This window comes from Sedimentibacter acidaminivorans (assembly GCF_017873955.1).
Taxonomy (GTDB): Bacteria; Bacillota; Clostridia; order Tissierellales; family Sedimentibacteraceae; genus Sedimentibacter; species Sedimentibacter acidaminivorans.
This window is the reverse complement of sequence record NZ_JAGGKS010000001.1, coordinates 395,977-421,727: the sequence shown is the minus strand read 5'-3', so window position 1 is coordinate 421,727 and position 25,751 is coordinate 395,977. Positions and strand designations below refer to the sequence as shown.

The window sequence follows — 25,751 nt, the reverse complement described above, 5'->3', positions numbered from 1 at the left end:
ATAAAGTTGTGTTTATTTCATTAACTTTTTTGTAAAAATGTCGAAAAATGTAGAACATTGAAGAGACTCTGTATAATTAATTAGGAAATAATAAAATATACGGAGGTAATAGTTATGATGTTGAAATTGGACATGGTGCAATCGATTGCTCTATCGGTCATAGTATTGTTGTTAGGAATATTTTTAGTTAAAAGGTTTAGCATTTTAAGAAAATATTGTATACCTACTCCTGTAGTTGGAGGTTTGGTATATGCACTCTTAGCTTTAATACTTAAGCAAGGTAATATTTTAGAAGTTGAATTAGATACGACCCTTCAGAAAATTGTTATGACAGTTTTCTTTACTTCGGTAGGATTTAGCGCAAGCTTTAGGATTTTAAAAAAGGGTGGATTGAAAGTTGCAATTTTCCTCGCTTGTTCACTAGTACTTGTGGCTTTTCAAAATATTATTGGAGTGTTGTTGTCAAATTTATTTAATCTTAGTCCATTGATTGGTCTTGCAACAGGTTCGGTTCCAATGACAGGTGGTCATGGAACAGCAGCAGCCTTTGGTCCGTTAATGGAAAAAGCAGGTGCATTAGGTGCAAATACGGTTGCATTAGCGGCAGCAACATTTGGGCTTATATCAGGTAGCATGATTGGTGGGCCAGTTGGAAATAGATTAATTTTAAAACATGATTTATTGAATAAAAAGAAGGCTAAAAAAAATAATTTCTCAGAATTAGAAGAACTAAGTGATGAGCAAAAACCATTAATTGAAAATAATTTTAATATTGCAATTTTTGAGATATTAATCGCAATGGGTGTTGGAACATTGTTATCTAGTCTTTTCGAAAAAGCAGGATTAACATTGCCATCATATATAGGAGCTATGCTATCAGGTGCTATTATTAGAAACATTTCTGATTGGAAAAAATCGTATGAAGTTCCTATGACGGAAATTGATTTAGTTGGAAGAATATCACTTTCATTATTTCTTTCAATGGCATTGATGGGATTGAAGTTGTGGCAATTAGCGGATTTGGCATTGCCATTGTTCGTAATGTTAGCTTCACAAGTACTCTTTATGTATTTGTTTGCAAATTTTGTTACATTTAATTTATTAGGTAAAGATTACGACGCAGCAGTGTTAGCTGCTGGCCATTGTGGATTCGGATTGGGAGCTACACCAAATGGTATTGCAAATATGACATCTGTTACTGAAAAATTTGGACCATCTCCAACTGCATTCTTTGTACTTCCTTTAGTTGGATCATTGTTCATTGACTTCTTTAATGCAGGTATAGTAACTTTCTTCATGAATTTGTTTGTATAATAAGTATAAATATATACCATGTTAATAATTATTATCCATCTTTAAAAGTTTAAAGATGGATTTTGTTTTAGATGAAATATTGAAATTAAATCATGCTTTATTTTAAAATTGACTTCAATAAAAACAGGTGATATAATAACATATGCATAAAAAAAGCAGGTGAATGTATGGAGGAATTAGTAAAAGAACCAAAAACAAAACGCGGATTAGAAACATTAGATAAGATATGTAAAGCAGCAGAAGAGTTGTTTAGTGAAAAAGGTTATTATGATACAGGAATAATTGACATTGCATCAAGAGCGGGAGTTGCTCAAGGAACATTTTATATATACTTTAGTGATAAAAAAAATATATTTAAGTATTTAATTAAAAACCTTGGACAGGAATTGAGAAAGAATATCAAAACTAATACTAAACAAAGTAGAGATAGATATGATGAAGAATTTTTAGGTATTAGGACATTTTTAAATTTTGTAGGTAATCATATTGGATTATTTAAAATAGTTTGGCAAGCTCAATTTGTGGATATGGAATTATTTAAGGAGTATTATGAATCTTTTTCAAAAGGATATGTAAAAGGAATAATACAAGCACAATTAAAGGGTGAAATGAATGATATTGATCCTGTAGTATTGTCTTATTGTTTAATAGGAATTGCTAACTTTACTGCATTAAAATTTATTGCTTTCGATGGAAATGATAACTATGATGAAGTAATAGGAGAAGTGATGAAATTTGTTAAGAATGGTGCATTTAAATAAAAAGCATATTAAATTGAACCGACCCCCAAAAGTTAGACCAAAATCTAAAGAGTAGGGAGGTCGGTTTTAATATGCTTTTTATTTAAATATTTTTTTCTACACAATAAAACATTATAAAAAAATAATAATATTAAATACTTAGAAAACGTTTGACAAAGAATATTATATATATTATAATCAACATGAGACATGAACCATGTGTCATGTTATCAAAATGTCATGGGAGGTAAAAATGGATTTATCAAACAAAAAAACAGCAATTATAGTAATTACTACTATTTTATGGGTAGCAATAACTGTTTTAGGCTGGAATAATTATTATTTAGTTTCTATGTATTTAGGAGTTGCTTTGATGTTCTGCTATATGATGCTTGGCTTAGCTAAGCAGGGGAAATTATCAAAAAAATTATTATTGTATTGTTTAATTCCTTGGGCGGTTATTTGGATATCAAGTTTTTTCTTAGCAGATTATTTTGCTGCAAAGTTTGCTGGAATAATACCTTCGTTTACTGTCTTTGGTTTTCATCCATCATTTGCTACTACAATTTTGGGATATTGGTTGGGTGGAATGTTAACGTTAACCGCCATGTATTTTAAATTTAAAGATGAGTGGTTATCTGAAAAAGATTGGAATGATTTTATTAAAAAAATAGAAAAAATAGAAAAATTTGAAGAAAGTAATATAGGAGGTGCGAATTGATGAGCTCAATGGCTAAAACTTTAATAGTATCTTTTTCATTTGTAATGATATTGGTTTCTTTTATTATAGGATGGTGGGCAAAAAGAAAAGTTACAACAACTCAAGCGTATTTTGGAAGTACAGGAATGTTTGGACCGTTAGTAGTTGGCTTATCAAGTACTGCTGCTGTGGCAAGCGCCTTTGCTCTTGTAGGAGTTCCTGGATTAATGTATACATCAGGAAACGCTATGGCGTATTGGATGTTATCATCTGCAGCATTTGCTATGGCTTATATGATACTTGGAAAAAAGGTTAGGGCAATGGCTGAAATAGGAACTGTAGCAAGTTTAGGCGACCTATGCGATATAAGATATAATAAAAATAGATTAATTAAATTAACTATGTCTATTACATTATTTTTAGGATGTATAGCTTATTTATCAGCACAAATAAAAGCAGGTTCAGAGTTGTTTGCACATTTACTTGGCTGGGATCCTCTTTTGGCTGGTTTTGTTGTATTTGGGGTATTAGCATTATATATGTCTATTAGTGGTGAAGTTGGGGGGTTGCTTACTCAGGCATTTCAAGGACTTGTAATGGTGGTAGCAGGATTAATTATTGTTATTGCATTTTTTAAAATTACAGGTGGTTTTGGTGAAGTTTTAAAAGCTACAGCTGAAGCTGGAACAGTTACTACAAATGATATAACTAAAGAGTTTAATTCTGATATGCTTAATGCATGGGGGAGCTTGCCAAGAGTTATTGCAATGACTTGGATGATAATACCTATATTAGGGACAGTTGGTCAACCTCAGGTTATTACAAGAATGTATGCTTTGAAAAACCCAAGGGATATGCCAAAATTAGGATTATATACTGCATTGGCGCATACTATAGTCGGATTGCTTACAATTGTTGTTGCAAACGGAGCATTATATTTAGTAGCTACTGGAAAAATTGATGCTTTACCAAGTGGAGATAGGGCAATTTATGCTTTTGCTGATTATGCTGGAATATGGGCTCAATTATTTGTATATGCAGGAGTTTTAGCGGCAGCTATGTCATCAGCAAGTTTGTTCTTGTCAATATGTTCTAATGTAATATCAAGAGATATACCAAGTGCTTTAGGATTTAAGTTTGAAGCTAAAAAACAAATAGATATAGCTAGAATTTCAATGCTCGGACTTGGAATTGTGTCTATAATTTTTTCAATAACACAAGGCAAAATGGTTGGAATTCTTGGAACGTTTGGTTGGGGAACACTTATGTCAGCTACTTTTCCAGTATTTGTGCTTGGATTGCTTTGGAAAAGGGCAAACGAAAAAGGTGTTATGTTTGGAAGTTTAATCGGCTTGCTACTAAATGTTATATCTTTTGCTGGATTCAAATGGCCTGGAGCACTTCCATGGTATTTTAATGTTGTTGCTATAAGTATAACTGTAACTGTTGTAGTTTCATTATTAACAAAAGAGCAAGGACTTGATAAGAAGGTTGAAGCTGTTTTAGAATTGTAAACTTTATCTGAAACTTAGGGGGTGATGTTGACGTAAAGTCAACCACCTCTAGGTAGTAATAATTCATAAATGGAGGTTATCATGAAAAATAATGGTTGGATTGGAAATTACTCATATTTTAGAGCAAGAATTAACGGCAGTAAGGAAGCTGTATTCGATTTAGATAACAATGTTCATTATTCATATAATGATTTAGATGATAGAGCTAATAGACTTGCAAATTATTTAAAAGATAAATTGTATGTAGTTAAAGGCGATAGAGTCGCATTTATATCAAGAAATAGAATTGAACTTATAGATGCATATTATGCAACCGCAAAATTAGGTGCAATTTTAATACCTTACAATGCTAGATTGTCATCAAATGAGTTTGAGAAATTGATAAATAGTGAAACACCAAAAGTTCTTTTTTATGAAGATGTATTTAAAGATTTAGTTAATGAAATACAAGATAGGGTTAATATTGAAAAATATATAGTGATCGAAGATACAAATAAATGCTATGATGATTTAACATATGACAATGTAATTAATTATGAAAATAACAATATGGTATTCTGCAGTGAACTAGATATTGAAGATATACATCTTATTATACATACAGGTGGAACAACAGGACTTCCTAAAGGTGGAATGATTTCTCATCGCTCTGAAATTTTTAATTCGATGAATGAAATTTGTACTTGGGGAATTAATTATGAGGATAGTGCTCATATTATTCTTCCGTTATTTCATACTGGAGGGTGGAACTTACTTACTTTACCTATACTTCATGCTGGTGGACGAATAATAATAAATAAACAATTCGACCCAAAATTAACATTAGAAACAGTTGAAAAAGAAAAAACTACTTTGCTTTTTGGTGCTGCAACTATTTTTCGGATGATGTCTGATTTACCAGAATTTAAGACAGCAGATCTATCAAGTTTGAAATGGGTAATGGCAGGTGCAGCACCAACTCCAATTAATATTATGGAAAGGTTTTGGGAGAAAGGAATAAAATTTGTTTTAGGTTATGGTATGACGGAAGCTGGACCTAACAACTTATCTAGTACACCTCAATTTATGAAAGATGAGACGATAAAGAAAAAATATGCATCTGTTGGAAAACCTATGTATTTAACTATGACTAAAATAGTTGATGAAAAGGGTAATCAAGTTGGAATTAATGAGGTGGGTGAACTTTTATGGAGTGGGCCTCAGATATTTTCAGGTTATTGGGGAAATGAAAAGGAAACGGATAAAACCCTTGTTGATGGCTGGGTTTATACAGGTGATATGGCAACGGTTGATGAAGACGGATATTATTATATAGTAGGAAGAAAGAAAAATATGTATATTAGTGGAGGTGAAAATATATTTCCTCCAGAAATTGAAAATGCTTTATATGAAATATCTGAAATACATGAAGTGTGTGTGTTCGGAGTACCAGATGAAAAGTGGGGAGAAGTAGGGAAAGCAGTAATATCATTAAAACCTGATAAGATAATTACTAGGGAAGAAATTAAATCTTTATTAAGAAATAAATTAGCAGGATATAAGATTCCTAAGTACATACAATTTTTAGATGATATTCCAAAGAATAATGTTGGTAAAATAGTATCTTCTAAGATTATTGAATTATATGGGAGTTCTGATGAATAGACAATTAGGAGGTTATTATGGGCATCGTAGGAATAAAAAATATAGGTATATACGTACCATCCAAAGAAAAAGATAGCTTTAGAATATCTAAACTATCTGGAATACCAGAGGAGGTAATTAGGGAAAAATTTGGGATTATTAAGGTGCATGAAGCAAGTGATGAAGAGACCGTTTCTGCAATGGGAATTGAAGCAGCTAAAAACGCACTAAATGGTTTTGATCCTAAAGATCTGGATTTAGTTGTATATTGTGGGAGTGAATATAAAGATTATTATTTGTATAACTGTGCAGCAAAAATACAAAATGAAATAGGTGCTTTAAATGCTAATGCTTTTGAAATACATTCGCTGTGTTCAGCAGGAGTATATTCTCTAAAAATTTTAAAGAGCATGATGTTGTGTGATGAGAAAATAAACAATGTTCTACTTGTATCATCATCCAAAGAAACACAAATAGTAAACTATTTAAATCATAATTCGAGATTTATGTTTAATTTTGGTGACGGTGCAGCAGCTGTTCTATTACAAAAGGGGCTTAATAAAAATGTTATTTTAGAAACTCATATGATTAGTGATGGTAGATTTTCTGAAGATGTTGCAGTATTTGGCGTAGGATGCAAGAATTTCAACAAACAAAAAAATATAAATTATGAAGATAGATTTTTAGATGTTCCTGACATTATAAACATGAAAAAAAGGTTAGATCCAATTACATTAGGTAATTTTAATAATGTAATTGAAGAATCCTTAAGAAAAAGTGGATATAAAAATAAAGATGTTAATTTCATAGCACCTATCTTTATGAAAAGATCCATATTAGAAAATATACTTAATAAGTTTAATTTGACTGAAGAGAATTCTTTTGTACTTGAAAATTATGGTCATTGTCAGTCAGCGGATGCATTTATTTCGCTTATGGAAGGTTCTGCGTTAGGGAGATTAAAAGATGGTGATATAGCTGTTCTTATTGGAGCTGGAACTGGATATACATGGGCAGCAACAACTGTTAGATGGGGACATGAAAATTAAATAGTTAAAGAAAGGAGATATATATGAAAATACTAGGAATTTGCTCAAGTCCAAGAGTAGAAAGCAACACAAATTATTATTTAAATGAGGTTTTAGATGAAGCAAAAGCAAAGGGAGCGGATACAGAGATAATAAAATTGGCCGGTAAAAAGATATCAGGCTGTCATGGTTGTTATGGATGCGTTGAGGCAAAAAAATGTATAATAGAAGATGATTTTCAGGAGATATATAATAAAATAGTTGAAGCAGATGGATTATTATTAGCATCACCAGTTTATCATTCGTGTATAACACCTGAACTTAAATCAGTATTGGACCGTATGGGTTTTTCAGGGAGATGGGCAAAAAATGAAATGAAAGAAACTAATAAAAGCTATGATTGGAAAGGTAGCGTTTTATCAGGAAAGGTAGTTTCACCTATTACAGTAGCGCGTAGAGCAGGACAAAATTTTGCATTTGCTGAGATATTGCTGTGGGCTGCTACTAATGATTGTATAATTGTTGGAAATACATATTGGAACGTTGGTGTAGCTGGAAAAGGTGGTTCAGTTAATGCAAATGAAGATGAAGAAGGAATAGGTATAATGAGGCGTTTAGCAGATAATATGGTTGATGTTATAAGTAAACTTAATAAATAAGTGAGGTAGATATGAATAGATTAAAAGATAAAGTTGCAATTGTTACTGGTGGGGCTAGGGGCATTGGAAGAGCTGTTTGTGAAGTGTTTTCTGATGAAGGTGCAAAGGTAATAGCTGTAGATATTGTAAGTGTATTATACTCAAAAGAATGGGTTGAAGGATATAAAGCAAATTTATGTTCTAATGATGATTTAACAAAACTAGTTGAATATGTTAAAGAAAAATATGGAAAGATAGATATATTAGTAAATAATGCTGGCATTACAAAAGACTCATTAATTGAAAAAATGTCAGAGGAAATGTGGGATGACGTAATAAATATAAACCTTAAAGCAGTGTTTAATATAACAAAACTTATAGCACCTGTTATGAAAATGAATGGTAAAGGTTCTATTATTAATATTTCATCAGTAGTTGGAGAATATGGTAATGTAGGACAATCAAATTATGCAGCTACTAAAGCTGGTATAATAGGCTTAACTAAATCTTGGGCAAAGGAATTTTCTAGAAAAGGTGAAGATATAAGAGTAAATTCTGTTGCTCCTGGATACACAAATACAGAAATGATGGCAACAGTTCCTGAGAAAGTTTTAAATGATATAAAAGAAAAAACAATGCTTAAGCGATTAGGTGATCCTAAAGAAATTGCAAATGCAATACTGTTTTTAGCCAGTGAAGAATCATCATATATTACTGGACAGCTATTGTCTGTAAATGGTGGATTGAGACTTTGATAATAACAAAAAACGAATGAAACTGTAAAAAAATTTCATTCGTTTTTATTTTTGTATGAAGTTATAATTTTATAAATCTATGCTAAGACATTGTTCTTAGAGAATTTATTTTTTTGTATTAAATATGCAACTACTATCATGGTTGCACCAATTCCAACAGATATTGGATTAGTCATAAGCATTAAAACTCCACCAGCAGCAAATAAAAATCTCTCTACTAAATTCATATGAGCTTTTAAGAATCCTGTTAATGCTGCGGCAACACATGTTATACCTATAAGAGAAGTTGCTATATCAAATACAAGTAACAGTGGAGTTGAATTAATCATTAACATTCTTGGGCTGTTAACAAATATATATGGTATCAAAAATGCTGCAATAGCTAACCTAGTAGCTTGAACACCTGTTTTCATAGGTTCGGATTTTGCTATCCCGGATGCAGCAACTGCGGCTAAGCATACAGGAGGCGTGATATCAGCTATTATACCAAAATAGAATACAAACATGTGAGCTGGTATTATATCGACACCAAGCATTAATAATGCTGGTGCTGCAATTGTTGATGTAATAACATAATTAGCTGTGGTAGGAACACCTATACCAAGTATTATAGAAGTAATCATAGTGAAGAATAAAGTCAAGAATAATTTTCCTTGTGCTATTCCTACTAGAACAGAGCCCATTTTTAAACCTAGACCTGTTTGTGTTACAACACCGATTATTATACCAGCACAAGCACAAGCAGCTACAACTGTTAAGGCATTTCTTGCACCTTTTATTAATCCATCTACTATATCTTTAAAAGTCATTCTTGTATCTTTAGAAAAAGATGAACATACAAGTGTTGCTACTATAGCACCTAATGCAGCTCTTATTGGTGAAAATCCTTGAATTAGGAGGTACATTACAACTACTATAGGAATAATTAAGTGTCCTCTAGTTTTCATTACATGGCTTAATTTTGGAATTTGATCTTTAGGTAATCCTAAAAGATTTAATTTTTTTGCTTCGAAATGAACTCCAGCCCAAACTCCAAAGTAATATAAGAGTGCAGGAATTGCAGCTGCTTTTATAATAGTGAAATATGGAGTGTTTGTTATTTCGGCCATTAGGAATGCAGCAGCTCCCATTATAGGAGGCATTAATTGACCACCAGTTGAAGCTGTTGCTTCTACCGCACCTGCAAATTCAGATTTGTAACCTAATCTTTTCATCATTGGTATTGTAAAGCTTCCAGTACCAACAACATTTGCAACAGAACTACCAGAAAGCGTACCCATACATCCACTGGATATAACGGCAACCTTTGCTGGTCCACCAGGAGAACTACCATTTATAGCATTCGCTAAGTTTATAAAAAATTCTCCCATTCCTGTTTTTTCTAAATAAGCTCCAAATAATAAGAACATGAAGATGAAAGTTGATGATACTCCTATAGGAAGACCCATAATACCTTCTGTAGTAAAGAAAAGATGTTGGGCGAAATTGTTTAAATCAACGCCTCGGTGAGCAAGTCTACCTGGAATGTAAGGACCTAAAAATGCATAAGCAATAAATATTACAGAAATAATAACCATCGGCATACCAATTACTCTTCTTGCAGCCTCTAAAACTAATAATACAGCTAAAAGTCCAATAAACATATCCATTGTGGTAATCATACCCGCTCTGTAAACTAAATCCTTATAAAATACAACAACATATAAACATACAACAACTGCAATAACTGCTGTAATAATATCTATAGGATGTATTTTATCTTTTGGCCAATTTTTGCTTGCTGGGTAAAGTAAAAATACTAAAGAAAGTCCAAATGCCAAGTGTATTGATCTTAAAATCATTGGTTCCATTCCTAGGAAAATAGCAGTATAAAGTTGAAATAAAGAAAAACATAACAGTATTATTGTAACAATATTATTTGAAATTCCAGATAAAGTTCTAAAATCTGAACCTTTGTCATATTTTCTTAGAATCTTATCGACTTCAGCAGAATCTACGCTATTTTCATCTATATTTTGAACAATTTCATTGTTTGTTTTCATAGTCATATTGTTTCCTCCTTTGAATAATTTTTAGTAATTGTTATCTAAAATGTCTGAAGAAAAATTAAAAAAATTCTTAATGATATTTTTATCACGGGCGTATATTTTTATAAAACAATTTTCTTCTTTTAATATATCCATCATTGGATATGTTGTATCGCCTATTTTAAGCCAGTGTTTTGGAATAGGCGATATAACCATACTTAATTCTTTAAATGAACGATTCATATAAAGGATGAATTCACCATCTTCGACAGTAAGGCTACCTTCGCTTGGTAAAAAAGGTAATCCTACTCCTAATGACTTGTAAACAGTTTTATCCAAGACGATTTCATTATTTTTATTAATATAGAAGAACTCTTCTGCAGGCGTTTTCATAACAGAATGTATATATCCAAGAGAAAATTCGTTTTCAGGTAGATAAAACTCTGTTGATGTACCTGTTTTGTTATTCTGTATCACTAAGACATTACCTTGTTCAATGGTACATCCTAATATAAAAGCTATTGAGGATACTATGATTAATGAAATAATTATGATTCTTAAAAATTCACCCTTTGTATGTTTCAATTTAGTTCATTCCTTTTCTTAATTTTATTTTTATTTAATATTATTTTCGTCAAAATATTTTTGTGCACCTGGATGTAAAGTTATTCCCATACCATCAAGAGCACTTTCTAATGTTATATCTTTTCCAACTTTGTGAGCAGCTGTAATTCTGTCTCCGTTTTCATATATTGCTTTAACCATGTTATAAGCTAATTCTTCATCTAGTTCGCTGCTTACAGCAAGCATTGACTTAACTGATAATGTTTTAGCATCGGTTTCTTGACCTTTGTATGTTTCCGCTGGAATTATGAATTCTGTATAGAATGGGTAAGTTTCCATTAGGTTTTTAGCAGTATCTCCATCTATTGGAACAACGTATACATCATTTTGTGTTGAAAGGTCAACTATTGCAGCAGTAGGAACACCAGCAACTAAAAATGCTGCGTCCAACTGTTTGTCTTTAAGACCAGTTGAAGCTTCAGAGAATGATAAAAATTTAGGATTTATATCGTTTTCAAAGTCTAATCCAGCAGCAGCTATAATTTGTCTAGCATTAGCTTCAACACCACTACCAATTGCACCAACAGCTACTCTTTTTCCTTTTAAATCAGCAACTGTTCTTATATCATCATCTGTAGTTACTAACTGTAATGGTTCACTGTATAATGTGCATAATCCTCTAATTTCTGGGAATGCAGCACCATCAAACATGATAGTTCCTGTTTCAGAATATGATGCTATATCATTTTGAATTATAACAGCTTCAACATTACCTTCTTTTAAAAGATTAATGTTTGCTACTGATGCACCAGTACTTGTAGCAGTTGCATTTACACCTGGGATATCTTTGTTCCAAACTTCTGCAAAAGCTCCTCCAAGTGGGAAGTATGTTCCTGCAGTTCCGCCTGTACCAATATTAACAAAAACTTGCTTTGCTGGTTTTTCTGGTTCAGCAGGTGTTTCAGTTTCTGCAGGCTGGTCTGTTGCAGGTGCAGTTTCTGCTGGTTTTTGGCTACATCCTGCTAACATACTCATAGCTAACAATGCTATTAAAAGCAATGCTACATAATTTGATAATCTCTTTTTCATTTTATTTCCTCCTTGTTATTTTAGGCATAAGCCTTATGATGCAATTATATTGGTAAATATCAAAAAAATACAATAACACTCAGAAAAAAACATTTTCCCTAAATGGAAATGCAACATAAAAAAAGCAACTTTCACAACAAGGGTATATTACCTTAGCTGAAGTTGCGTAGTATCTTTTTTTAATTATCAACGTGTATCATTAATCCATCTATAAATTTTTTTATGTTAATTTTACCCCCTGATTTACTTTTCCCTCTTATATAATCCATTTCTGATTTAACATCCTCAAAGTTATATACGCTATTAGAATATAGAATAAAAATTTCATTCATATAATCTTCAATTCCTAGATTTGATATATTAGTTAATCCTTTTGATACAGCTCTTCTTATTCTTTGTTCCATATTTTTTGAATTGGAGCTAAGTTTTTTACATATATTATTTATATTTATATCTGACATGTTTTGTTTGCTATTTATTAGATACTCACAAATTGAAATTATATCCTTCGCACCTTTTTCTCCTGACATTCCAAGTTTGTTTAAAATAAGTTGTATTTTTTTTATTTTTCCCAAATTTGTATCTTCAGATATAATTATAGTTCCTCCATCGTTAATAAACAGATTTTTTATATTTTCAAGTGTTGTTTTATAATTAATTTTTTCTATTATATTTTTTATAATTGTTGTAACCTCAATAACGTTAATGGGTTTACTAATGAAGAAATCTACACCTTCAGTGTATGCTTTACCTACCATGTTTTTTGATGATACTTGGGATATCATGATAAATTTTGAGTTTATGTTCATGCTTTTTAATTCTTTTACAACAGCGATACCATCTTTTTCGGGCATTAGCAAATCAATAAGAACGATATCTGGGCATAATACAGATATTTCAGCAATGCCATCATTACCGTTTAAAGCATATCCACAAACTGTACCTAAATCGTTATCCTCTATAATATTTTCTAGCATTTTTATAACTATGATATCATCCTCGATGATGTAAATCTTCATAATACACCTCCATATTTGCTATTGGAATTTTAATCTCGAATTGCGTTCCAAGTTTTTCAACAGACATTACATCTATTGACCCGTTGAAATGATTATTAACTAAAGTTTTAACATGTGTAAGACCAATACCTCTATATACATCACCTGTATGGTAATTAAACTTTGTAGAAAATCCTGGACTATATATATAACATAAATTTTGGGGATTTATTCCATTTCCGTTGTCACTTATATTAAATATATGATAATCATTATTTTTTGAATGTTGGATTTTAACAAAACCATTTTTTTTAGATTGTTCCATTGATTCTATAGCATTATTAACTAAGTTACCAAGAATAGACATGAGTTGAAAATGGCTTTTAGTTGTAAAATTAACTTCGTAATTAAAATCAAGATAAATATTAATTTTTTTATCCTCTAGCATTCTGTAAGTGCTTTCCTTTAAAATATATAAAATATCTTTTATACTCATTTCAGTCAACTCGATTTTATCAACCAATATACTCTCGATTCCCTTTATAACACGCAGGTAATCTTTTTTTATTTCATGGATATCCTTAGTAATATTTAGAGATAATCTATTTATTTCATCATTTTGATTAGATAAAGATAATTTTTCATATAGTATATATGAGTTGCTCATTATTTTTTCAATGTCTTCAGAATTTTTTCTCATAAAATAAATTTCGCTTTTTAAGCTAGATGTTAAAATAATCAAGTTCTGATATCGTTTTTCATGTTCTTCTCTTGTTAATAATATTTTATAGTTTCTTATAATAGTTAAAATCATTAAAACTATACTAGCTCTTGTAGCAGCAATTAAAAATAAAATAAACAAATAAGAAAAGTCTTCAATTGTAAATGTTAATTTCATACGTAACATTACTTCGAAAACGTTTGAAATGAAATCACACATAAGTATCAATAGAAACATTTTTGATAGATAGTAGTTGTGACTAGGTGTCTTAAATTTAAATATAAAACCATAAGCTATATAAAATAAGGAACCTGGATAAACACTGTAAATTGCTTGCAGTATTTCAGTACCTCTGATAGTGAGTATACTAAAACGAGCAATGAAAACTAAAATAGCTGTAACTAATGCAGTGTGAATTGAGTTGAGGTCATCATACGTAATAAGTAAAATGGGAAAGATTATAACAGAAGCAGATACTCTAAAACCATCAATTATAAAGTTTAAATACAATTGAGATGTAGCAACTATTATAAGTCCGATGAGCATTGTCTTTTGCAGTTTTTTCATTATTTCGACCTCTTAGTTGTTAGTTTAAAATAATATATATAATATATTATATAGTATGTTTTGATTAATAACAAATATTTTTTTGTTTACATTAGCATCAAATGTAAACGCTTATTACTTTTTTATCTGATTAAAAGAAATATGCAATAAAAAAACAAAAACTATCCAAATAAATAATTTTTGTTTTTTAGAACTAATTAAGTGATTTTATTGATTTAATAGTCTTTTGTTTAATGCTCCTAGAATTGCAGCTATTAAAATAGAATAAAGAGGTATCATAAAGAAGCTAGTTAATATTCTGGCAGGTAGAAACATCAAGAACCCCTTTCCATATAAAATAGATAAAAAATAAGTGTTTAGCAGAATTGATGTAATTAATTGCGTAATGCTAACAGTGAAGACAACTTTATCTATTTTAAAATTATTATTTCCGAATGATGTCAATTTAATAGGTATATATAAATATGCTGCTACTAATATTACAAAACCTATAATGTAAATGAAACTTAATGGCTTACCATCGTATATTATCATATTCTGTTCAAAAGACATAACTCCTTTAATCATGAAAGCAAGTACAAAACCTACAGATAAAAGAGATATAAAAAATGTGTTGAGCAAGTTAAAGTTGTGTTCCTTCTTAATATATTTGAAAATAAGTCCTGGAATAAATCCACTTAAAGCACTTACAAGGGTAAATCCAGGGAAAAATGGACCTCCTGGTTTAATCATAAAATTGATTATATCAGCAATAGCTCCTGAACAAAATCCAATAGTTGGTCCAAGTAATATACCAGAAAGCATAATTGGAATTTGAGCAAAATTTATTCTTAAAGCAGGTATTCCACCAAGTGGAATATATATTTCAAAAACGACTTTGAGCACTAGGCTCATGGCTATAAACAGCCCAGCTCTAACAACTGCTAAAGCTGTAATTTTTCTTGCACCTAAAGTATTACTACTCATAAAAAAACCTCCTAATATTGAGCAATGCAATACTTCCGCACAATATAGGAGTGTTATTAACCTCAAATACAGCGGAAGCGACAAGATACCGCAGACTATAGTCCTTCGTTTAAGAGCGACCTCCCATCTCTTAACACTTAACGCATCTTATCTACTCTGAATAATATATAAATAATATAATTTATATTGCAATTATAATAGCATATAGTCGAAAATATGTCGATATATTTTTTCTTGTTATTATTTTTTGTTTTTTGTCAAAAAGCTACTTTAAAATATATTGATAAATGTTATGTTAAGGTATATACTTGTACTATATAAGATAAAATAAAACAGTGATATAGGAGGAGGTTGTTTATGGAAAAAAATGATATTAAGTGGTCAGAGTTAGGATTTAGTTATATCAAAACAGATAAAAGGTATATTTCTTATTGGAAAGACGGAAAATGGGATGATGGACAGCTTGTAGAAGATAATAAAATATCTATAAGTGAAGGTTCAACATGTTTGCATTATGGACAAGAATGCTTTGAAGGTTTAAAGGCATATAGCACAAAAGATGGTGGAATTCAATTGTTTAGACCTGATGAAAATGCTAAAAGAATGCAGAAAAGCTGTGAAAAAGTTTTAATGCCAGAAGTACCAGTTGAAAAATTCATAGATGCATGTATGCAAGTTGTAAAAGCAAACGAAGCATATGTTCCTCCTTATGGAACAGGTGCAACATTCTATCTTAGACCATTTGTTATAGGAGTTGGAGATAACATTGGAGTAAGACCAGCACCAGAATACATATTTGGAGTTTTTGGAATGCCAGTTGGACCATATTTCAAGGGTGGAATGACACCTGTAAACTTTGTAACAACTGACGTTGATAGAGCTGCACCATACGGAACAGGTAAGAACAAAGTTGGTGGAAATTATGCTGCAAGCTTGCAATCGCATTTAGAAGCTGTAAAAAGAGGTTTTGCAGATTGTATATATCTTGATCCATTGACACACACTAAAATTGATGAGGTTGGAGCAGCTAATTTTTTCGGTGTAACAAAAGATAATAAATTTATTACTCCAGAATCAACTTCAATACTTCCAAGTATAACAAAATTCTCATTGTTGCATGTTGCAAAAGAATATTTAAATATGGAAGTAATGGAGGGCGATGTGTCAATTAACAAATTGGATAAATTTGCTGAAGCAGGAGCATGTGGAACTGCAGCCGTAATTACTCCGATAGGCGGTATTGAGCATAATGGGAAAATGCATGTATTCCACAGCGAAACAGAAGTTGGCCCTGTTACTAAAAAGTTATATGAAACATTATATGGAATTCAAATGGGTGATGTAGAAGCACCAAAAGGTTGGATATACAAAGTAAAATAAATAAAAATTGGATTTGTGCAAAGCACAAATCCTTTGTTTTTTATTGGAATTCTGTTATTACCTAATCTTTCTACTATATGTTTTTACAGAAATTTTGAAACTTCATCTTTATTATACTTTAAACGCAAATATGATTTTCTCATTAAATCAAAAGGTATTACAGTGAAAGATAGTGATAATATGACTATTAACTCTGTAGTGGTCAAGCCGTAAGATCTAAATACACTTCCTCCAAAATATAATAGAATTATTTGTATTATTGATACAAGCCCCATAATTATGACAAAAGTTTTATTTCTTAATATATGTGATAGTAAATTTAAGCGATGTGTTCTTGCATTTAAGCTGTTGAAAATAGAGCAAAACATAAATAATGCAAAAAATCCTGTCATCAAATATTTATTATCAGATGAGTATCTAAATATATGGTTAATATGAGGTAGCTTTAAAAATAAAATACATAAAATAGTTGTGTACAAACCAGTAAAAAATATTTGATTAGCCATGTATTTGTTGATAATTTTTTCATTTTTTTCCTTAGGTTTATCTTCCATATATTCAGGCAGAGGTGATTCTCCTGCAAAAGCAAGACCTGCAAGAGTATCCATAACCATATTTACCCAAAGCATTTGAACTACTGTTATTGGTGTGTCAATTCCTATAAATTGACCAATCAAAGAAATAATAACAGCGCATACGTTTATTGATAATTGAAATATAATAAATTTCCTAATGCTTTTAAAAATGGTTCGACCATAAAGTATTGCTTTGCCAATAGATAGAAAATTATCGTCTAGTATAACTATGTCACTTGCTTCTTTTGCTATTTCGGTTCCGCTCCCCATAGAAAATCCTACATCCGCTTTTTTTAAGGCTGGCGCATCATTTACACCATCACCAGTCATTCCAACAACCAAACCCATTGATTGGGATAAACGTACTAATCTGCTTTTATCACCTGGTAATGCTCTAGCTACAACTTTTATGCTTGGTAACAACTTTTTCACTTGTTTATCATTTAAATCACTTAATTCCGAAGATGTTATAATTTGGTTTTTTTCGACATCGTTAATCAATCCTGTTTCTAAAGCTATTGATGTAGCAGTTTCTTTGCTATCACCAGTTATCATAACAACTTGTACACCAGCATTTAAGACTTCATTTACGCTGCTTTTTGCATTAGGTCTAACTTCATCTTTAATTCCAACAATTCCAACTAAAACTAAATCAGAAAATTTATTGCTTTTGCATTCATTTAAACTTTTATTTGAAGTTGCAAGTGCTAAAATTCTGACACCTTTAGAAGACATATCTGCAATATTTTGATAAATATTTTTTTTTGTGTTTAAATTACATATATTACCATTTTTATCATAGCGTTTTGTACAGAATGGTAATATTTTTTCAGTTGCCCCTTTAATTAGGGTTAAATTTACATCACCTGATACCTGAGTTACGGAATGTTTATTGTTACTATTAAATGGAATAGAGGAAACCTGTACAATATTTTCACTTTCTACTGGATAACATAGAGCAAAATTCAATAAAGCTCTATCTGTTGAATTTCCACCTATTACTATATGTTCACTGCCGTTATATCCGGATTTTGCACCATTGTTAAAGACGGAGGATACAAAGATATACTTCCAAAGTTCTTCATTTTCTTTTAAATCATATAAATCATCATATAAGTTGTTTTCACCATCAATAAAAGTTACAACATCTAACTTTCCCTTAGTTAAAGTACCAGTTTTATCAGTGAACAGAATATTTAGACTTCCAGCTGTTTCAATTCCAACTAGTTTTCGTACGAGAACATTATCTTTAATCATTCTTTTCATATTAGATGATAATACTACAGTTATCATAACAGGCAAACCTTCTGGCACAGCAACAACAATTATTGTTATAGCATAGGTTACTGCCTTTAAAATATCACCTAACAATAAATATGAATTTTTCAAATAATTTGCAATTTCAATTGTATTGAAACCGTTGTCTATAATTATAGATTTAAACAGTGAAGAAAATAATACTAATAATGCACCTGTATATCCAAAGAAACTAATTGTTCTTGCTAAAACAGTAAGCCTTTGTTTTAGAGGGCTATCATGATTTTCCTCCTGGAGTTCACGTGCTAATTTACCATAAAAAGTCTTTTCTCCAACTCTTTGTACTAACATTGTTCCTTCACCATTGCAAACTACACTTCCACTAAATAAAGAATTAGCATCAAGTAAGACAGTATTATTGTTATCATTGCTATCAATTTTATTAGCTGCATATTTGTGTGCTTCTTTAGTTTCGCCATTTAAAGTAGATTGATCTACATCTACTTGACCATCAATTAAAATACCATCAGCAGGAATTTTATCCCCAGATTGAAATTGAACAAAATCACCACAAACTATTTCTGCAATAGGCAGCTCAAATAACTGGTTGTCCCTCCATACATTACATTTAATTTTTTGTGAGTCCTCCATTAATTTTTCGAATGCTAGTTGACTCCCATATTCTGATATACTTGAAACAAAAGTTGCTAAAATTATGGATACTGCAATACCTACGGATTCATACCAATTAAAATTTTTGATAAAGAAAATTAAATTTAGTCCAAGTGCTACCAACAATATTTTAATAGTTGGATCACCAAAGCTTTCAAAATATTGATTTAGAAATGTTTTTCTTTTATTAATAGTTATTTTGTTTGCACCAAATTTTTGTCTGGATTTTTCTACATCACTAGTACTTAGTCCTTTGTAACTTCTGGTTCTGTTTTTTACAATATGCATTTTCTCACCTCGTATTATTCTTGTAGTAAAATATTATATGTATTAAATATATGAGGACAAGTATGATGCTAGTACAAAGAAATTAAATTTTAAAAAGACAATTTTTATATAAAGTATTGAAAAATTTGAATTTTGGGTTATAATATATATCATATAAAAATTTTTTTAAAACATTAATATATAGAGGGTGGAATAATGGAAAAAGAAATATTGGTAACAGAAGATGGATATAATGAATTGGTTAATGAACTTGAAATTAGAAAAGGTAAAACTAGAAGAGAAATATCAGCGAGAATAAAGGTAGCACTAGCAGAAGGTGACTTAAGTGAAAATGCTGAATACTCAGAATCTAAAGAAGAACAAAATAAAAATGAATCAAGAATTATTGTGCTTGAGCATACATTGAAACATGTTAAAGTTGTTAAACATAATGAAAAAAACAAAGATACTATCCAAATCGGTAGCAAGGTTAAAATTATGGATATAGAATTTGATGAAATTGTGGATTATATGATTGTTGGTGCTACAGAGGCTGATCCTGTAGCAGGTAAAATATCTAATTTATCTCCATTAGGAAGTCAGCTTTTAGGCAAAAAAAAGGGTGAAAATGTTGATGTAACATCACCAGGCGGTATTGTTAAGTATAAAATTGTTGAAGTAAATTAAAGAATGAGACTGCGCTACTACATTAAGCTTTGTAATAATAATTATAAAGCTTTGTTTTTGTTATAAGATAAATAAAAATTCTTGAAGAATAATAAAATTAATTGTATAATTAATTAATGTTAAAGAAAAGGGGACAAAATGAGCGAGAAGGATAATATAAATACTGTAAAAAAGACTAGCATTGGTGGTCAGGCTTTAATTGAGGGAATTATGATGAAAGGTCCTGATAAGATAGCAACAGCAATTAGAAAACCAGATGGAGAAATTATAGTAAGAGAAAGCGATATAAAGCCTATATTTAAACATAAATTATTAAAGCTCCCCATTATAAGAGGTTCATTTGTTCTTATAGATTCATTGATAAATGGCGTGAAAGAGCTTATGTATTCAGCAGAGTTTTATGGTGAAGAATATGAAGAAGATGCTGTAGATAAATTTTTAAAAAAGGTATTTAAGGAAAAGGCAGATACGGCAATAATCTATGTTTCAGTATTTTTAGCGTTGCTTTTTTCTGTTGGAATATTTATACTTGGGCCTTCCTTTTTAGCTAATTTTCTTAAAAATGTAGTAAAAAATACTTTTTTATTAAACTTAGTAGAAGGTATAGTAAGAGTAGGGTTATTTGTTTTGTATGTTTTCTTAATATCAAAATTAAATGATATTAAAAGAGTGTTCATGTATCACGGATCAGAACATAAAACAATCCATTGTTATGAACATATGGAAGAATTAACAGTAGATAATGTAAGAAAATATTCAACACTTCATCCGCGATGTGGAACTAGCTTCATGGTAAATGTGCTGATTATTAGTATAATAGTGTTTTCGTTTTTTGGATGGCCAAACCCTTTAATGAGAGTGGTAATTAGACTTGCAACTTTGCCTATAATTGCTGGTTTGTCATATGAGTTAAATAAATATGTAGGAAGATGTGAAAGTGATAATATTTTTACTAAAATGATTACTTACCCAGGGTTTTTAGTTCAAAAAATTACTACAAGTGAGCCTGATGACTCAATGATTGAAGTTGCGATTGCTGCAATGGAGAGGGTAATACCTCAAAATGGAGAAGATGATAAATGGTAAAATGTACAATTGAAAAATTGCTAAAAGATGGTTTAAATATGATTGAGAAAAGGGACTATAATAATCCCTTTCTTGATGTTCAATTAATTTTATCACATTTAATTAATAAAGATAGAATATATTTGCATATGAATAAAGATGAAGAGGTAAAAAGTGATGTATCGAAAAAATATTATGATATGGTTGAAAGGAGAAACATAGGGTATCCTTTGCAATATATGATAAATTCACAAGAATTTATGGGACTTGATTTTTTTGTGCAGGAGGGTGTTCTTATACCTAGGTCTGATACAGAAATATTAGTAGAAAAAATTATAAATTTAGTAAATAATACTGAATTGAGAAATAAAACTATAAATATACTTGATATAGGAACAGGAAGCGGCGCAATTGCTTTGAGCCTTGGTTATTTTTTGAAAAATTCATTAGTTACAGCTATTGATATTAGTGATATAGCAATAGAAACGGCAAAAATCAATGCAGACAAACTAGGATTAAGTAATGTTTTAATAAAAAAATCTGATGTTTTTGGAGATGTTAAAAATGCAAAATCTAATGAAAAGTATGATATAGTAGTTTCAAATCCACCATATATTGAAAAGTCTGTGATAGAAAATTTACAGACGGAGGTTTCAAAGTATGAACCAAAGCTAGCACTAGATGGTGGAGTAGATGGACTTGATTACTATAGACGTATAGTTGAAGTTTATGGGTTTATCCATTCGGATAAAAGCATACTATCTGTAGAAATAGGCTATAATCAAAAAAAGGAAGTCTTAAAAATATTTGAAGATGCAGGAATATTCTCTTTTATTGAATCAGATAAAGATTTATCTGGAAATGATAGAGTTGTTACAGGATATTTAGGCATGTAGTAAAAACAATAAAAATTGAATAAGGTTATGAGAGAGGTTATTATGTTAGATAAATTAGAATTTCTAGAAGAAAAATATATAGAACTAAGTGAAAAATTATCAGACCCTGCTACATTGAGTGATTCACAAAAATTGCAAAAACTCATGAAGGAACAGGCTCAAATAGAACCAATAGTTACAAAATACAAAGAGTATAAAGAAGTTAAAAATCAGCATGCAGAATCTAAAGAAATGCTAAGGGAAAAGCTGGATGATGATTTCAAAGAAATGGTAAAAGAAGAAATAAAGGAGCTTGCTGAAAAACAAGAAGTATTAGAGCAAGAACTCAAAATACTATTACTACCTAAAGACCCAAATGATGATAAGGATGTTATAGTAGAAATTAGAGCTGGTGTAGGTGGAGATGAAGCAGGACTTTTTGCTGGTAATTTATTGAGGATGTACCTTAGATATGCTGAAAGACAAGGCTGGAGAACTGAGTTTATGTCTATGAGTGATCAAGGAATTGGTGGTTACAAAGAAGTTATTTTTTCAATAAAAGGTAAAGGTGCATATTCTAAACTTAAATATGAAAGTGGAGTGCACAGAGTACAAAGGGTACCAGATACAGAATCAAGTGGTAGAATACACACATCATCTGCTACAGTTGCAGTTTTGCCTGAAGTTGATGACATAGATATAGAGGTAAATCCTAATGATGTTAGAGTTGATGTTTTTAGGTCTTCTGGAAACGGAGGTCAGTGTGTAAATACAACTGACTCGGCTGTAAGATTGACACATATACCTACAGGTATAGTTATATCATGCCAAGATGAAAAATCTCAGTTAAAAAATAAAGATAAAGCATTTAAGGTTCTAAAAGCGAAACTTTATGATAAATATTTACAAGAGCAAAATAGCGAACTTGCTCAAGAGAGAAAAAGCCAAGTTGGTTCAGGAGATAGAAGTGAGAGAATAAGGACTTACAACTATCCTCAAGGAAGAGTGAGCGACCACAGAATTGGACTTACACTATATAAGTTAGATTCGTTTTTAGATGGGGATATAACAGAGATGATAGATGCATTAACAACTTCAGACCAAGCAGAAAAATTAAAACAAGTTTCTAATTAAAACTGTAGTAGTATTTTAATTAAAGAATTTCCACCATATAAGGCAGGAGGAAACATGAGAATAGATAAATATTTAAAAAATGCAAGAGTAATTAAGCGTAGAACAATAGCGAAAGAAGCATGTGAACAAGGCAGGGTATTTGTAAATGGTAAATCTGCAAAACCTGGAACAGAAGTGAGCGTAGGAGATGAAATCGAAATAGTTTTTGGTACAAAACCTATGAAGATAAGAGTTGAAAAGCTTACAGAACACGTAATGAAAGATGATGCCAAAGAAATGTATACAATTATTTAGATAAATTTAATGTTTAACTTATAAAATGTTGGGTATATATTACATTAGCTTTATGTAATTGATATATAGAAGCTGTTTTATAAATAGCTTCTATATCATATAAAATTAAAATAAGAGGTGTTATTATGGAATTAAAAGGTACTAGAACAGAAGCAAATTTAATGGCAGCATTTGCCGGAGAGTCACAAGCTACAAATAAGTATACATATTATGCTTCTAAAGCAAAAAAAGAAGGTTATGTGCAAATATCTGAGTTGTTTGCAGAGACTGCACACAATGAAAGAGAACATGCTAAAATATGGTTTAAATTATTGCATGGCGGAGTTCCTGATACAGCAACTAACTTAAAAGATGCAGCTGCTGGAGAAAACTATGAGTGGACTGATATGTATGCAAATTTTGCAAAAGAAGCTAAAGAAGAAGGCTTTGATAAAATAGCTTATTTATTCGAAGCAGTAGCAAAAATTGAAAAAGGACACGAAGAAAGATATTTAGCATTATTAAAAAATGTAGAAGAACAAGCAGTTTTCAAAAAAGAAGAATCAGTTGTATGGCAATGTGCTAATTGTGGACATGTTTACATAGGGAAAGAAGCTCCAAAAGTTTGTCCAGTTTGCGACCATCCACAAGCTCATTTCCAAATACTTTCTAAAAATTATTAGTATTAATAATCAAAAGGGTTTAAGCTAAACAGCTTAAACTCTTTGTTGTTTTATACAAGCTCCATAATTACCGAAATGATTCTAATAATTTATATGGATTTTATATCATTATTTGATATTTAAAAATAAAAGGTTATAAATAATAACTTGAAGAAAATAGAAAGTATGTTATAATTATAAAAAAATATTTTATTGCAGAGTAGGTTTTATGACCTTGGAAAACCTGTAAGTGGAAACAAAAGGAGAGGTATATGGCAAATCTATGGAGTGGAAGATTTGAAAAAGGTATGGATAAAATAGTTGAAGAATTTAATGCATCTATACGTTTTGATAAAAGATTGTATGATTGTGATATTGATGGTAGTATTGCTCATATAATTATGCTTTGCGAGGAAGGTATAGCAACAGAAGAAGAAAAAAATAAAATAATTGAAACATTGAATGAAATAAAAAAAGAAATCGAAAGTGGTAAAATCGAATTTTCAGTTCATGATGAAGATATACATATGGCAGTTGAAGGTATACTGATTCAAAGACTTGGAGATATAGGAAAGAAGCTACATACAGCAAGAAGTAGAAACGATCAAGTTGCGGTTGATACTAGATTATACGTAAAAAAAGAGATAGGGTTAATCATTGATAACCTTAAATACATGGAGCACGTACTTCTTGAAAAAGCTGAAAAGTATCATGATGAGATAATGATTGGATTTACACATATGCAACATGCTCAGCCGGTTACTATAGGCTTTCATTTAATGGCGTATTTTCAGATGTTTAAGAGAGATATAGAAAGATTTATGGACTCGTTAGTAAGAACAGATTATTGCCCTCTTGGTTCATGCGCCTTAGCAGGAACAACAATTCCTATTAACAGACATAGAACTGCTGAAATTTTGGGATTTAATAATGTTACAGAAAATGCTATGGATTCAGTTAGCGATAGAGATTATGTACTTGAACTTATGAGCGCATCATCAATTTGTATGATGCATATAAGTAGGTTTGCAGAAGAATTTGTATATTGGAATTCACAAGAATTTGGATATATTTCTATTGACGACAGCTTTTGTACAGGCAGCAGCATTATGCCGCAAAAGAAAAATCCAGATATGGCAGAGCTTCTAAGAGGAAAAGTTGGTAGAGTATATGGTAATTTGTTTCAATTAATGACAGTTATGAAAGGTACACCTCTTGCATACAACAAGGATTTTCAGGAAGATAAAGAAGGCTTGTTTGATACTATTGATACCTTAAAAAACAGCTTATTAATTTTTGCAAAGATGATTGAAAAAACTGAATTTGAAACAGAAAATATAAAGAAACAACTAAATAAAGGTTTTTTAAATGCAACAGATATAGCAGAGCATTTTGTAAAAATGAAGATACCTTTCAGAGAAGCACATGAGATTGTGGGTAAAATGGTAAAATATTGTGAAGTAAATCAAAAGGATTTTATTGATTTGACAGATGAAGAATTAAATTCTATTGATAATAGGCTTAGTAAATCAACATTTCCAGATTTAAGTATGGAAGGTTGTATTAATGGCAGGGTTTCATTTGGAGGAACTGCACCATCTGAAGTAAAAAGACAAATAGGAGTAGGAAAAGCTTGGTTAGATGAAATAGTATAGGATGT

The 25,751-nt window shown here is 30.6% G+C and carries 23 protein-coding genes and 1 riboswitch; of the genes, 16 read left to right on the top strand and 7 right to left on the bottom strand.

Features of this window, described 5'->3' with window-relative positions; translation table 11 throughout:
- Positions 1 to 114 precede the first annotated feature (114 nt).
- The 8 genes from gltS (at position 115) to fabG (ending at position 8,312) form a co-directional block, all read left to right on the top strand.
- On the top strand, positions 115 to 1,314 hold the full coding sequence (gene gltS / locus J2Z76_RS01820; protein WP_209510270.1) for a sodium/glutamate symporter: 1,200 nt from the start codon (positions 115 to 117) through the stop codon (positions 1,312 to 1,314).
- Positions 1,315 to 1,481: 167 nt separating this feature from the next.
- Entirely contained in the window at positions 1,482 to 2,075 is a 594-nt protein-coding gene (locus J2Z76_RS01815; RefSeq protein WP_209510269.1) for a TetR/AcrR family transcriptional regulator, read from the top strand.
- A gap of 232 nt (positions 2,076 to 2,307) precedes the next feature.
- A complete protein-coding gene (locus tag J2Z76_RS01810; RefSeq protein WP_209510268.1) occupies positions 2,308 to 2,775 on the top strand; it encodes a hypothetical protein in 468 nt (155 codons plus the stop codon).
- Positions 2,775 to 4,268, top strand: coding sequence for a sodium:solute symporter family protein (locus tag J2Z76_RS01805; RefSeq protein WP_209510267.1), 1,494 nt, complete (start codon positions 2,775 to 2,777; stop codon positions 4,266 to 4,268). Before J2Z76_RS01810 ends, J2Z76_RS01805 begins: the two co-directional genes overlap by 1 nt.
- A gap of 81 nt (positions 4,269 to 4,349) precedes the next feature.
- Positions 4,350 to 5,912 carry an AMP-binding protein gene (locus J2Z76_RS01800; protein WP_209510266.1) on the top strand — a complete coding sequence of 521 codons (1,563 nt, stop codon included), beginning with the start codon at positions 4,350 to 4,352 and terminating at the stop codon, positions 5,910 to 5,912.
- Positions 5,913 to 5,929: 17 nt separating this feature from the next.
- Positions 5,930 to 6,940: a 3-oxoacyl-ACP synthase gene (locus J2Z76_RS01795; RefSeq protein WP_209510265.1), complete on the top strand. Its 1,011-nt coding sequence runs from the start codon at positions 5,930 to 5,932 to the stop codon at positions 6,938 to 6,940.
- Between the two features lie 23 nt (positions 6,941 to 6,963).
- Positions 6,964 to 7,578: a flavodoxin family protein gene (locus J2Z76_RS01790; RefSeq protein ID WP_209510264.1), complete on the top strand. Its 615-nt coding sequence runs from the start codon at positions 6,964 to 6,966 to the stop codon at positions 7,576 to 7,578.
- Positions 7,579 to 7,589: 11 nt separating this feature from the next.
- Entirely contained in the window at positions 7,590 to 8,312 is a 723-nt protein-coding gene (gene fabG, locus J2Z76_RS01785; RefSeq protein ID WP_209510263.1) for a 3-oxoacyl-ACP reductase FabG, read from the top strand.
- A gap of 77 nt (positions 8,313 to 8,389) precedes the next feature.
- Here the strand turns inward: fabG and J2Z76_RS01780 are convergent, their stop codons facing one another.
- The 6 genes from J2Z76_RS01780 to J2Z76_RS01755 form a co-directional block, all read right to left on the bottom strand.
- The gene (locus J2Z76_RS01780) at positions 8,390 to 10,354 is read right to left on the bottom strand and encodes a TRAP transporter permease (RefSeq protein WP_209510548.1); all 1,965 of its coding nucleotides are present in this window, start codon (positions 10,352 to 10,354) and stop codon (positions 8,390 to 8,392) included.
- A 30-nt stretch (positions 10,355 to 10,384) separates the two neighbouring features.
- On the bottom strand, positions 10,385 to 10,924 hold the full coding sequence (locus J2Z76_RS01775) for a DUF1850 domain-containing protein (protein ID WP_209510262.1): 540 nt from the start codon (positions 10,922 to 10,924) through the stop codon (positions 10,385 to 10,387).
- A 30-nt stretch (positions 10,925 to 10,954) separates the two neighbouring features.
- Positions 10,955 to 11,992: a TAXI family TRAP transporter solute-binding subunit gene (locus J2Z76_RS01770; protein ID WP_209510261.1), complete on the bottom strand. Its 1,038-nt coding sequence runs from the start codon at positions 11,990 to 11,992 to the stop codon at positions 10,955 to 10,957.
- Between the two features lie 179 nt (positions 11,993 to 12,171).
- The gene (locus J2Z76_RS01765; protein WP_209510260.1) at positions 12,172 to 13,011 is read right to left on the bottom strand and encodes a response regulator; all 840 of its coding nucleotides are present in this window, start codon (positions 13,009 to 13,011) and stop codon (positions 12,172 to 12,174) included.
- Positions 12,986 to 14,278 (bottom strand): sensor histidine kinase, encoded by a 1,293-nt coding sequence (locus J2Z76_RS01760; protein ID WP_209510259.1) that lies wholly within the window; start codon positions 14,276 to 14,278, stop codon positions 12,986 to 12,988. Before J2Z76_RS01760 ends, J2Z76_RS01765 begins: the two co-directional genes overlap by 26 nt.
- A gap of 207 nt (positions 14,279 to 14,485) precedes the next feature.
- Positions 14,486 to 15,244 carry a folate family ECF transporter S component gene (locus tag J2Z76_RS01755; RefSeq protein ID WP_209510258.1) on the bottom strand — a complete coding sequence of 253 codons (759 nt, stop codon included), beginning with the start codon at positions 15,242 to 15,244 and terminating at the stop codon, positions 14,486 to 14,488.
- 67 nt (positions 15,245 to 15,311) lie between these two features.
- A riboswitch (THF riboswitch) is annotated at positions 15,312 to 15,405 on the bottom strand.
- Between the two features lie 196 nt (positions 15,406 to 15,601).
- Between J2Z76_RS01755 and J2Z76_RS01750 the strand changes: the two genes are divergently transcribed.
- Positions 15,602 to 16,624, top strand: a complete 1,023-nt coding sequence (locus J2Z76_RS01750; protein WP_209510257.1) for a branched-chain amino acid aminotransferase — start codon at positions 15,602 to 15,604, stop codon at positions 16,622 to 16,624.
- An 83-nt stretch (positions 16,625 to 16,707) separates the two neighbouring features.
- Here the strand turns inward: J2Z76_RS01750 and J2Z76_RS01745 are convergent, their stop codons facing one another.
- A complete protein-coding gene (locus J2Z76_RS01745; RefSeq protein ID WP_209510256.1) occupies positions 16,708 to 19,416 on the bottom strand; it encodes a calcium-translocating P-type ATPase, PMCA-type in 2,709 nt (902 codons plus the stop codon).
- Positions 19,417 to 19,611: 195 nt separating this feature from the next.
- On the opposite strand from J2Z76_RS01745, the gene greA reads away from it, so the two are divergent.
- From greA to argH, 7 genes are all read left to right on the top strand, one after another.
- The gene (gene greA, locus J2Z76_RS01740; protein WP_245210268.1) at positions 19,612 to 20,082 is read left to right on the top strand and encodes a transcription elongation factor GreA; all 471 of its coding nucleotides are present in this window, start codon (positions 19,612 to 19,614) and stop codon (positions 20,080 to 20,082) included.
- A 138-nt stretch (positions 20,083 to 20,220) separates the two neighbouring features.
- Positions 20,221 to 21,168, top strand: a complete 948-nt coding sequence (locus tag J2Z76_RS01735; RefSeq protein WP_209510255.1) for a DUF1385 domain-containing protein — start codon at positions 20,221 to 20,223, stop codon at positions 21,166 to 21,168.
- A complete protein-coding gene (gene prmC / locus J2Z76_RS01730) occupies positions 21,162 to 22,043 on the top strand; it encodes a peptide chain release factor N(5)-glutamine methyltransferase (protein ID WP_209510254.1) in 882 nt (293 codons plus the stop codon). The genes J2Z76_RS01735 and prmC overlap by 7 nt, the downstream gene beginning before the upstream one ends.
- A 42-nt stretch (positions 22,044 to 22,085) precedes the next feature.
- Complete coding sequence (prfA, locus tag J2Z76_RS01725) at positions 22,086 to 23,156, top strand: peptide chain release factor 1 (RefSeq protein ID WP_209510253.1); 1,071 nt, start codon at positions 22,086 to 22,088, stop codon at positions 23,154 to 23,156.
- A 54-nt stretch (positions 23,157 to 23,210) separates the two neighbouring features.
- On the top strand, positions 23,211 to 23,450 hold the full coding sequence (locus J2Z76_RS01720) for an RNA-binding S4 domain-containing protein (RefSeq protein WP_209510252.1): 240 nt from the start codon (positions 23,211 to 23,213) through the stop codon (positions 23,448 to 23,450).
- Between the two features lie 125 nt (positions 23,451 to 23,575).
- Positions 23,576 to 24,112: a rubrerythrin gene (gene rbr / locus J2Z76_RS01715; protein WP_245210267.1), complete on the top strand. Its 537-nt coding sequence runs from the start codon at positions 23,576 to 23,578 to the stop codon at positions 24,110 to 24,112.
- Between the two features lie 251 nt (positions 24,113 to 24,363).
- Positions 24,364 to 25,746 (top strand): argininosuccinate lyase, encoded by a 1,383-nt coding sequence (argH, locus tag J2Z76_RS01710; RefSeq protein ID WP_209510251.1) that lies wholly within the window; start codon positions 24,364 to 24,366, stop codon positions 25,744 to 25,746.
- The last annotated feature ends 5 nt before the right edge of the window (positions 25,747 to 25,751 follow it).

What these genes read in the sequence shown, in the direction of transcription:
- fabG (WP_209510263.1), top strand. Translation starts at nt 7,590, where the DNA reads ATGAATAGATTAAAAGATAAAGTTGCAATTGTTACTGGTGGGGCTAGG.
- J2Z76_RS01735 (WP_209510255.1), top strand. Translation starts at nt 20,221, where the DNA reads ATGAGCGAGAAGGATAATATAAATACTGTAAAAAAGACTAGCATTGGT.
- J2Z76_RS01750 (WP_209510257.1), top strand. Translation starts at nt 15,602, where the DNA reads ATGGAAAAAAATGATATTAAGTGGTCAGAGTTAGGATTTAGTTATATC.
- J2Z76_RS01720 (WP_209510252.1), top strand. Translation starts at nt 23,211, where the DNA reads ATGAGAATAGATAAATATTTAAAAAATGCAAGAGTAATTAAGCGTAGA.
- J2Z76_RS01815 (WP_209510269.1), top strand. Translation starts at nt 1,482, where the DNA reads ATGGAGGAATTAGTAAAAGAACCAAAAACAAAACGCGGATTAGAAACA.
- J2Z76_RS01770 (WP_209510261.1), bottom strand. Translation starts at nt 11,992, where the DNA reads ATGAAAAAGAGATTATCAAATTATGTAGCATTGCTTTTAATAGCATTG.
- J2Z76_RS01765 (WP_209510260.1), bottom strand. Translation starts at nt 13,011, where the DNA reads ATGAAGATTTACATCATCGAGGATGATATCATAGTTATAAAAATGCTA.
- prmC (WP_209510254.1), top strand. Translation starts at nt 21,162, where the DNA reads ATGGTAAAATGTACAATTGAAAAATTGCTAAAAGATGGTTTAAATATG.
- gltS (WP_209510270.1), top strand. Translation starts at nt 115, where the DNA reads ATGATGTTGAAATTGGACATGGTGCAATCGATTGCTCTATCGGTCATA.
- J2Z76_RS01760 (WP_209510259.1), bottom strand. Translation starts at nt 14,278, where the DNA reads ATGAAAAAACTGCAAAAGACAATGCTCATCGGACTTATAATAGTTGCT.
- J2Z76_RS01810 (WP_209510268.1), top strand. Translation starts at nt 2,308, where the DNA reads ATGGATTTATCAAACAAAAAAACAGCAATTATAGTAATTACTACTATT.
- prfA (WP_209510253.1), top strand. Translation starts at nt 22,086, where the DNA reads ATGTTAGATAAATTAGAATTTCTAGAAGAAAAATATATAGAACTAAGT.
- greA (WP_245210268.1), top strand. Translation starts at nt 19,612, where the DNA reads ATGGAAAAAGAAATATTGGTAACAGAAGATGGATATAATGAATTGGTT.
- J2Z76_RS01795 (WP_209510265.1), top strand. Translation starts at nt 5,930, where the DNA reads ATGGGCATCGTAGGAATAAAAAATATAGGTATATACGTACCATCCAAA.
- rbr (WP_245210267.1), top strand. Translation starts at nt 23,576, where the DNA reads ATGGAATTAAAAGGTACTAGAACAGAAGCAAATTTAATGGCAGCATTT.
- argH (WP_209510251.1), top strand. Translation starts at nt 24,364, where the DNA reads ATGGCAAATCTATGGAGTGGAAGATTTGAAAAAGGTATGGATAAAATA.
- J2Z76_RS01755 (WP_209510258.1), bottom strand. Translation starts at nt 15,244, where the DNA reads ATGAGTAGTAATACTTTAGGTGCAAGAAAAATTACAGCTTTAGCAGTT.
- J2Z76_RS01805 (WP_209510267.1), top strand. Translation starts at nt 2,775, where the DNA reads ATGAGCTCAATGGCTAAAACTTTAATAGTATCTTTTTCATTTGTAATG.
- J2Z76_RS01790 (WP_209510264.1), top strand. Translation starts at nt 6,964, where the DNA reads ATGAAAATACTAGGAATTTGCTCAAGTCCAAGAGTAGAAAGCAACACA.
- J2Z76_RS01745 (WP_209510256.1), bottom strand. Translation starts at nt 19,416, where the DNA reads ATGCATATTGTAAAAAACAGAACCAGAAGTTACAAAGGACTAAGTACT.
- J2Z76_RS01800 (WP_209510266.1), top strand. Translation starts at nt 4,350, where the DNA reads ATGAAAAATAATGGTTGGATTGGAAATTACTCATATTTTAGAGCAAGA.
- J2Z76_RS01780 (WP_209510548.1), bottom strand. Translation starts at nt 10,354, where the DNA reads ATGAAAACAAACAATGAAATTGTTCAAAATATAGATGAAAATAGCGTA.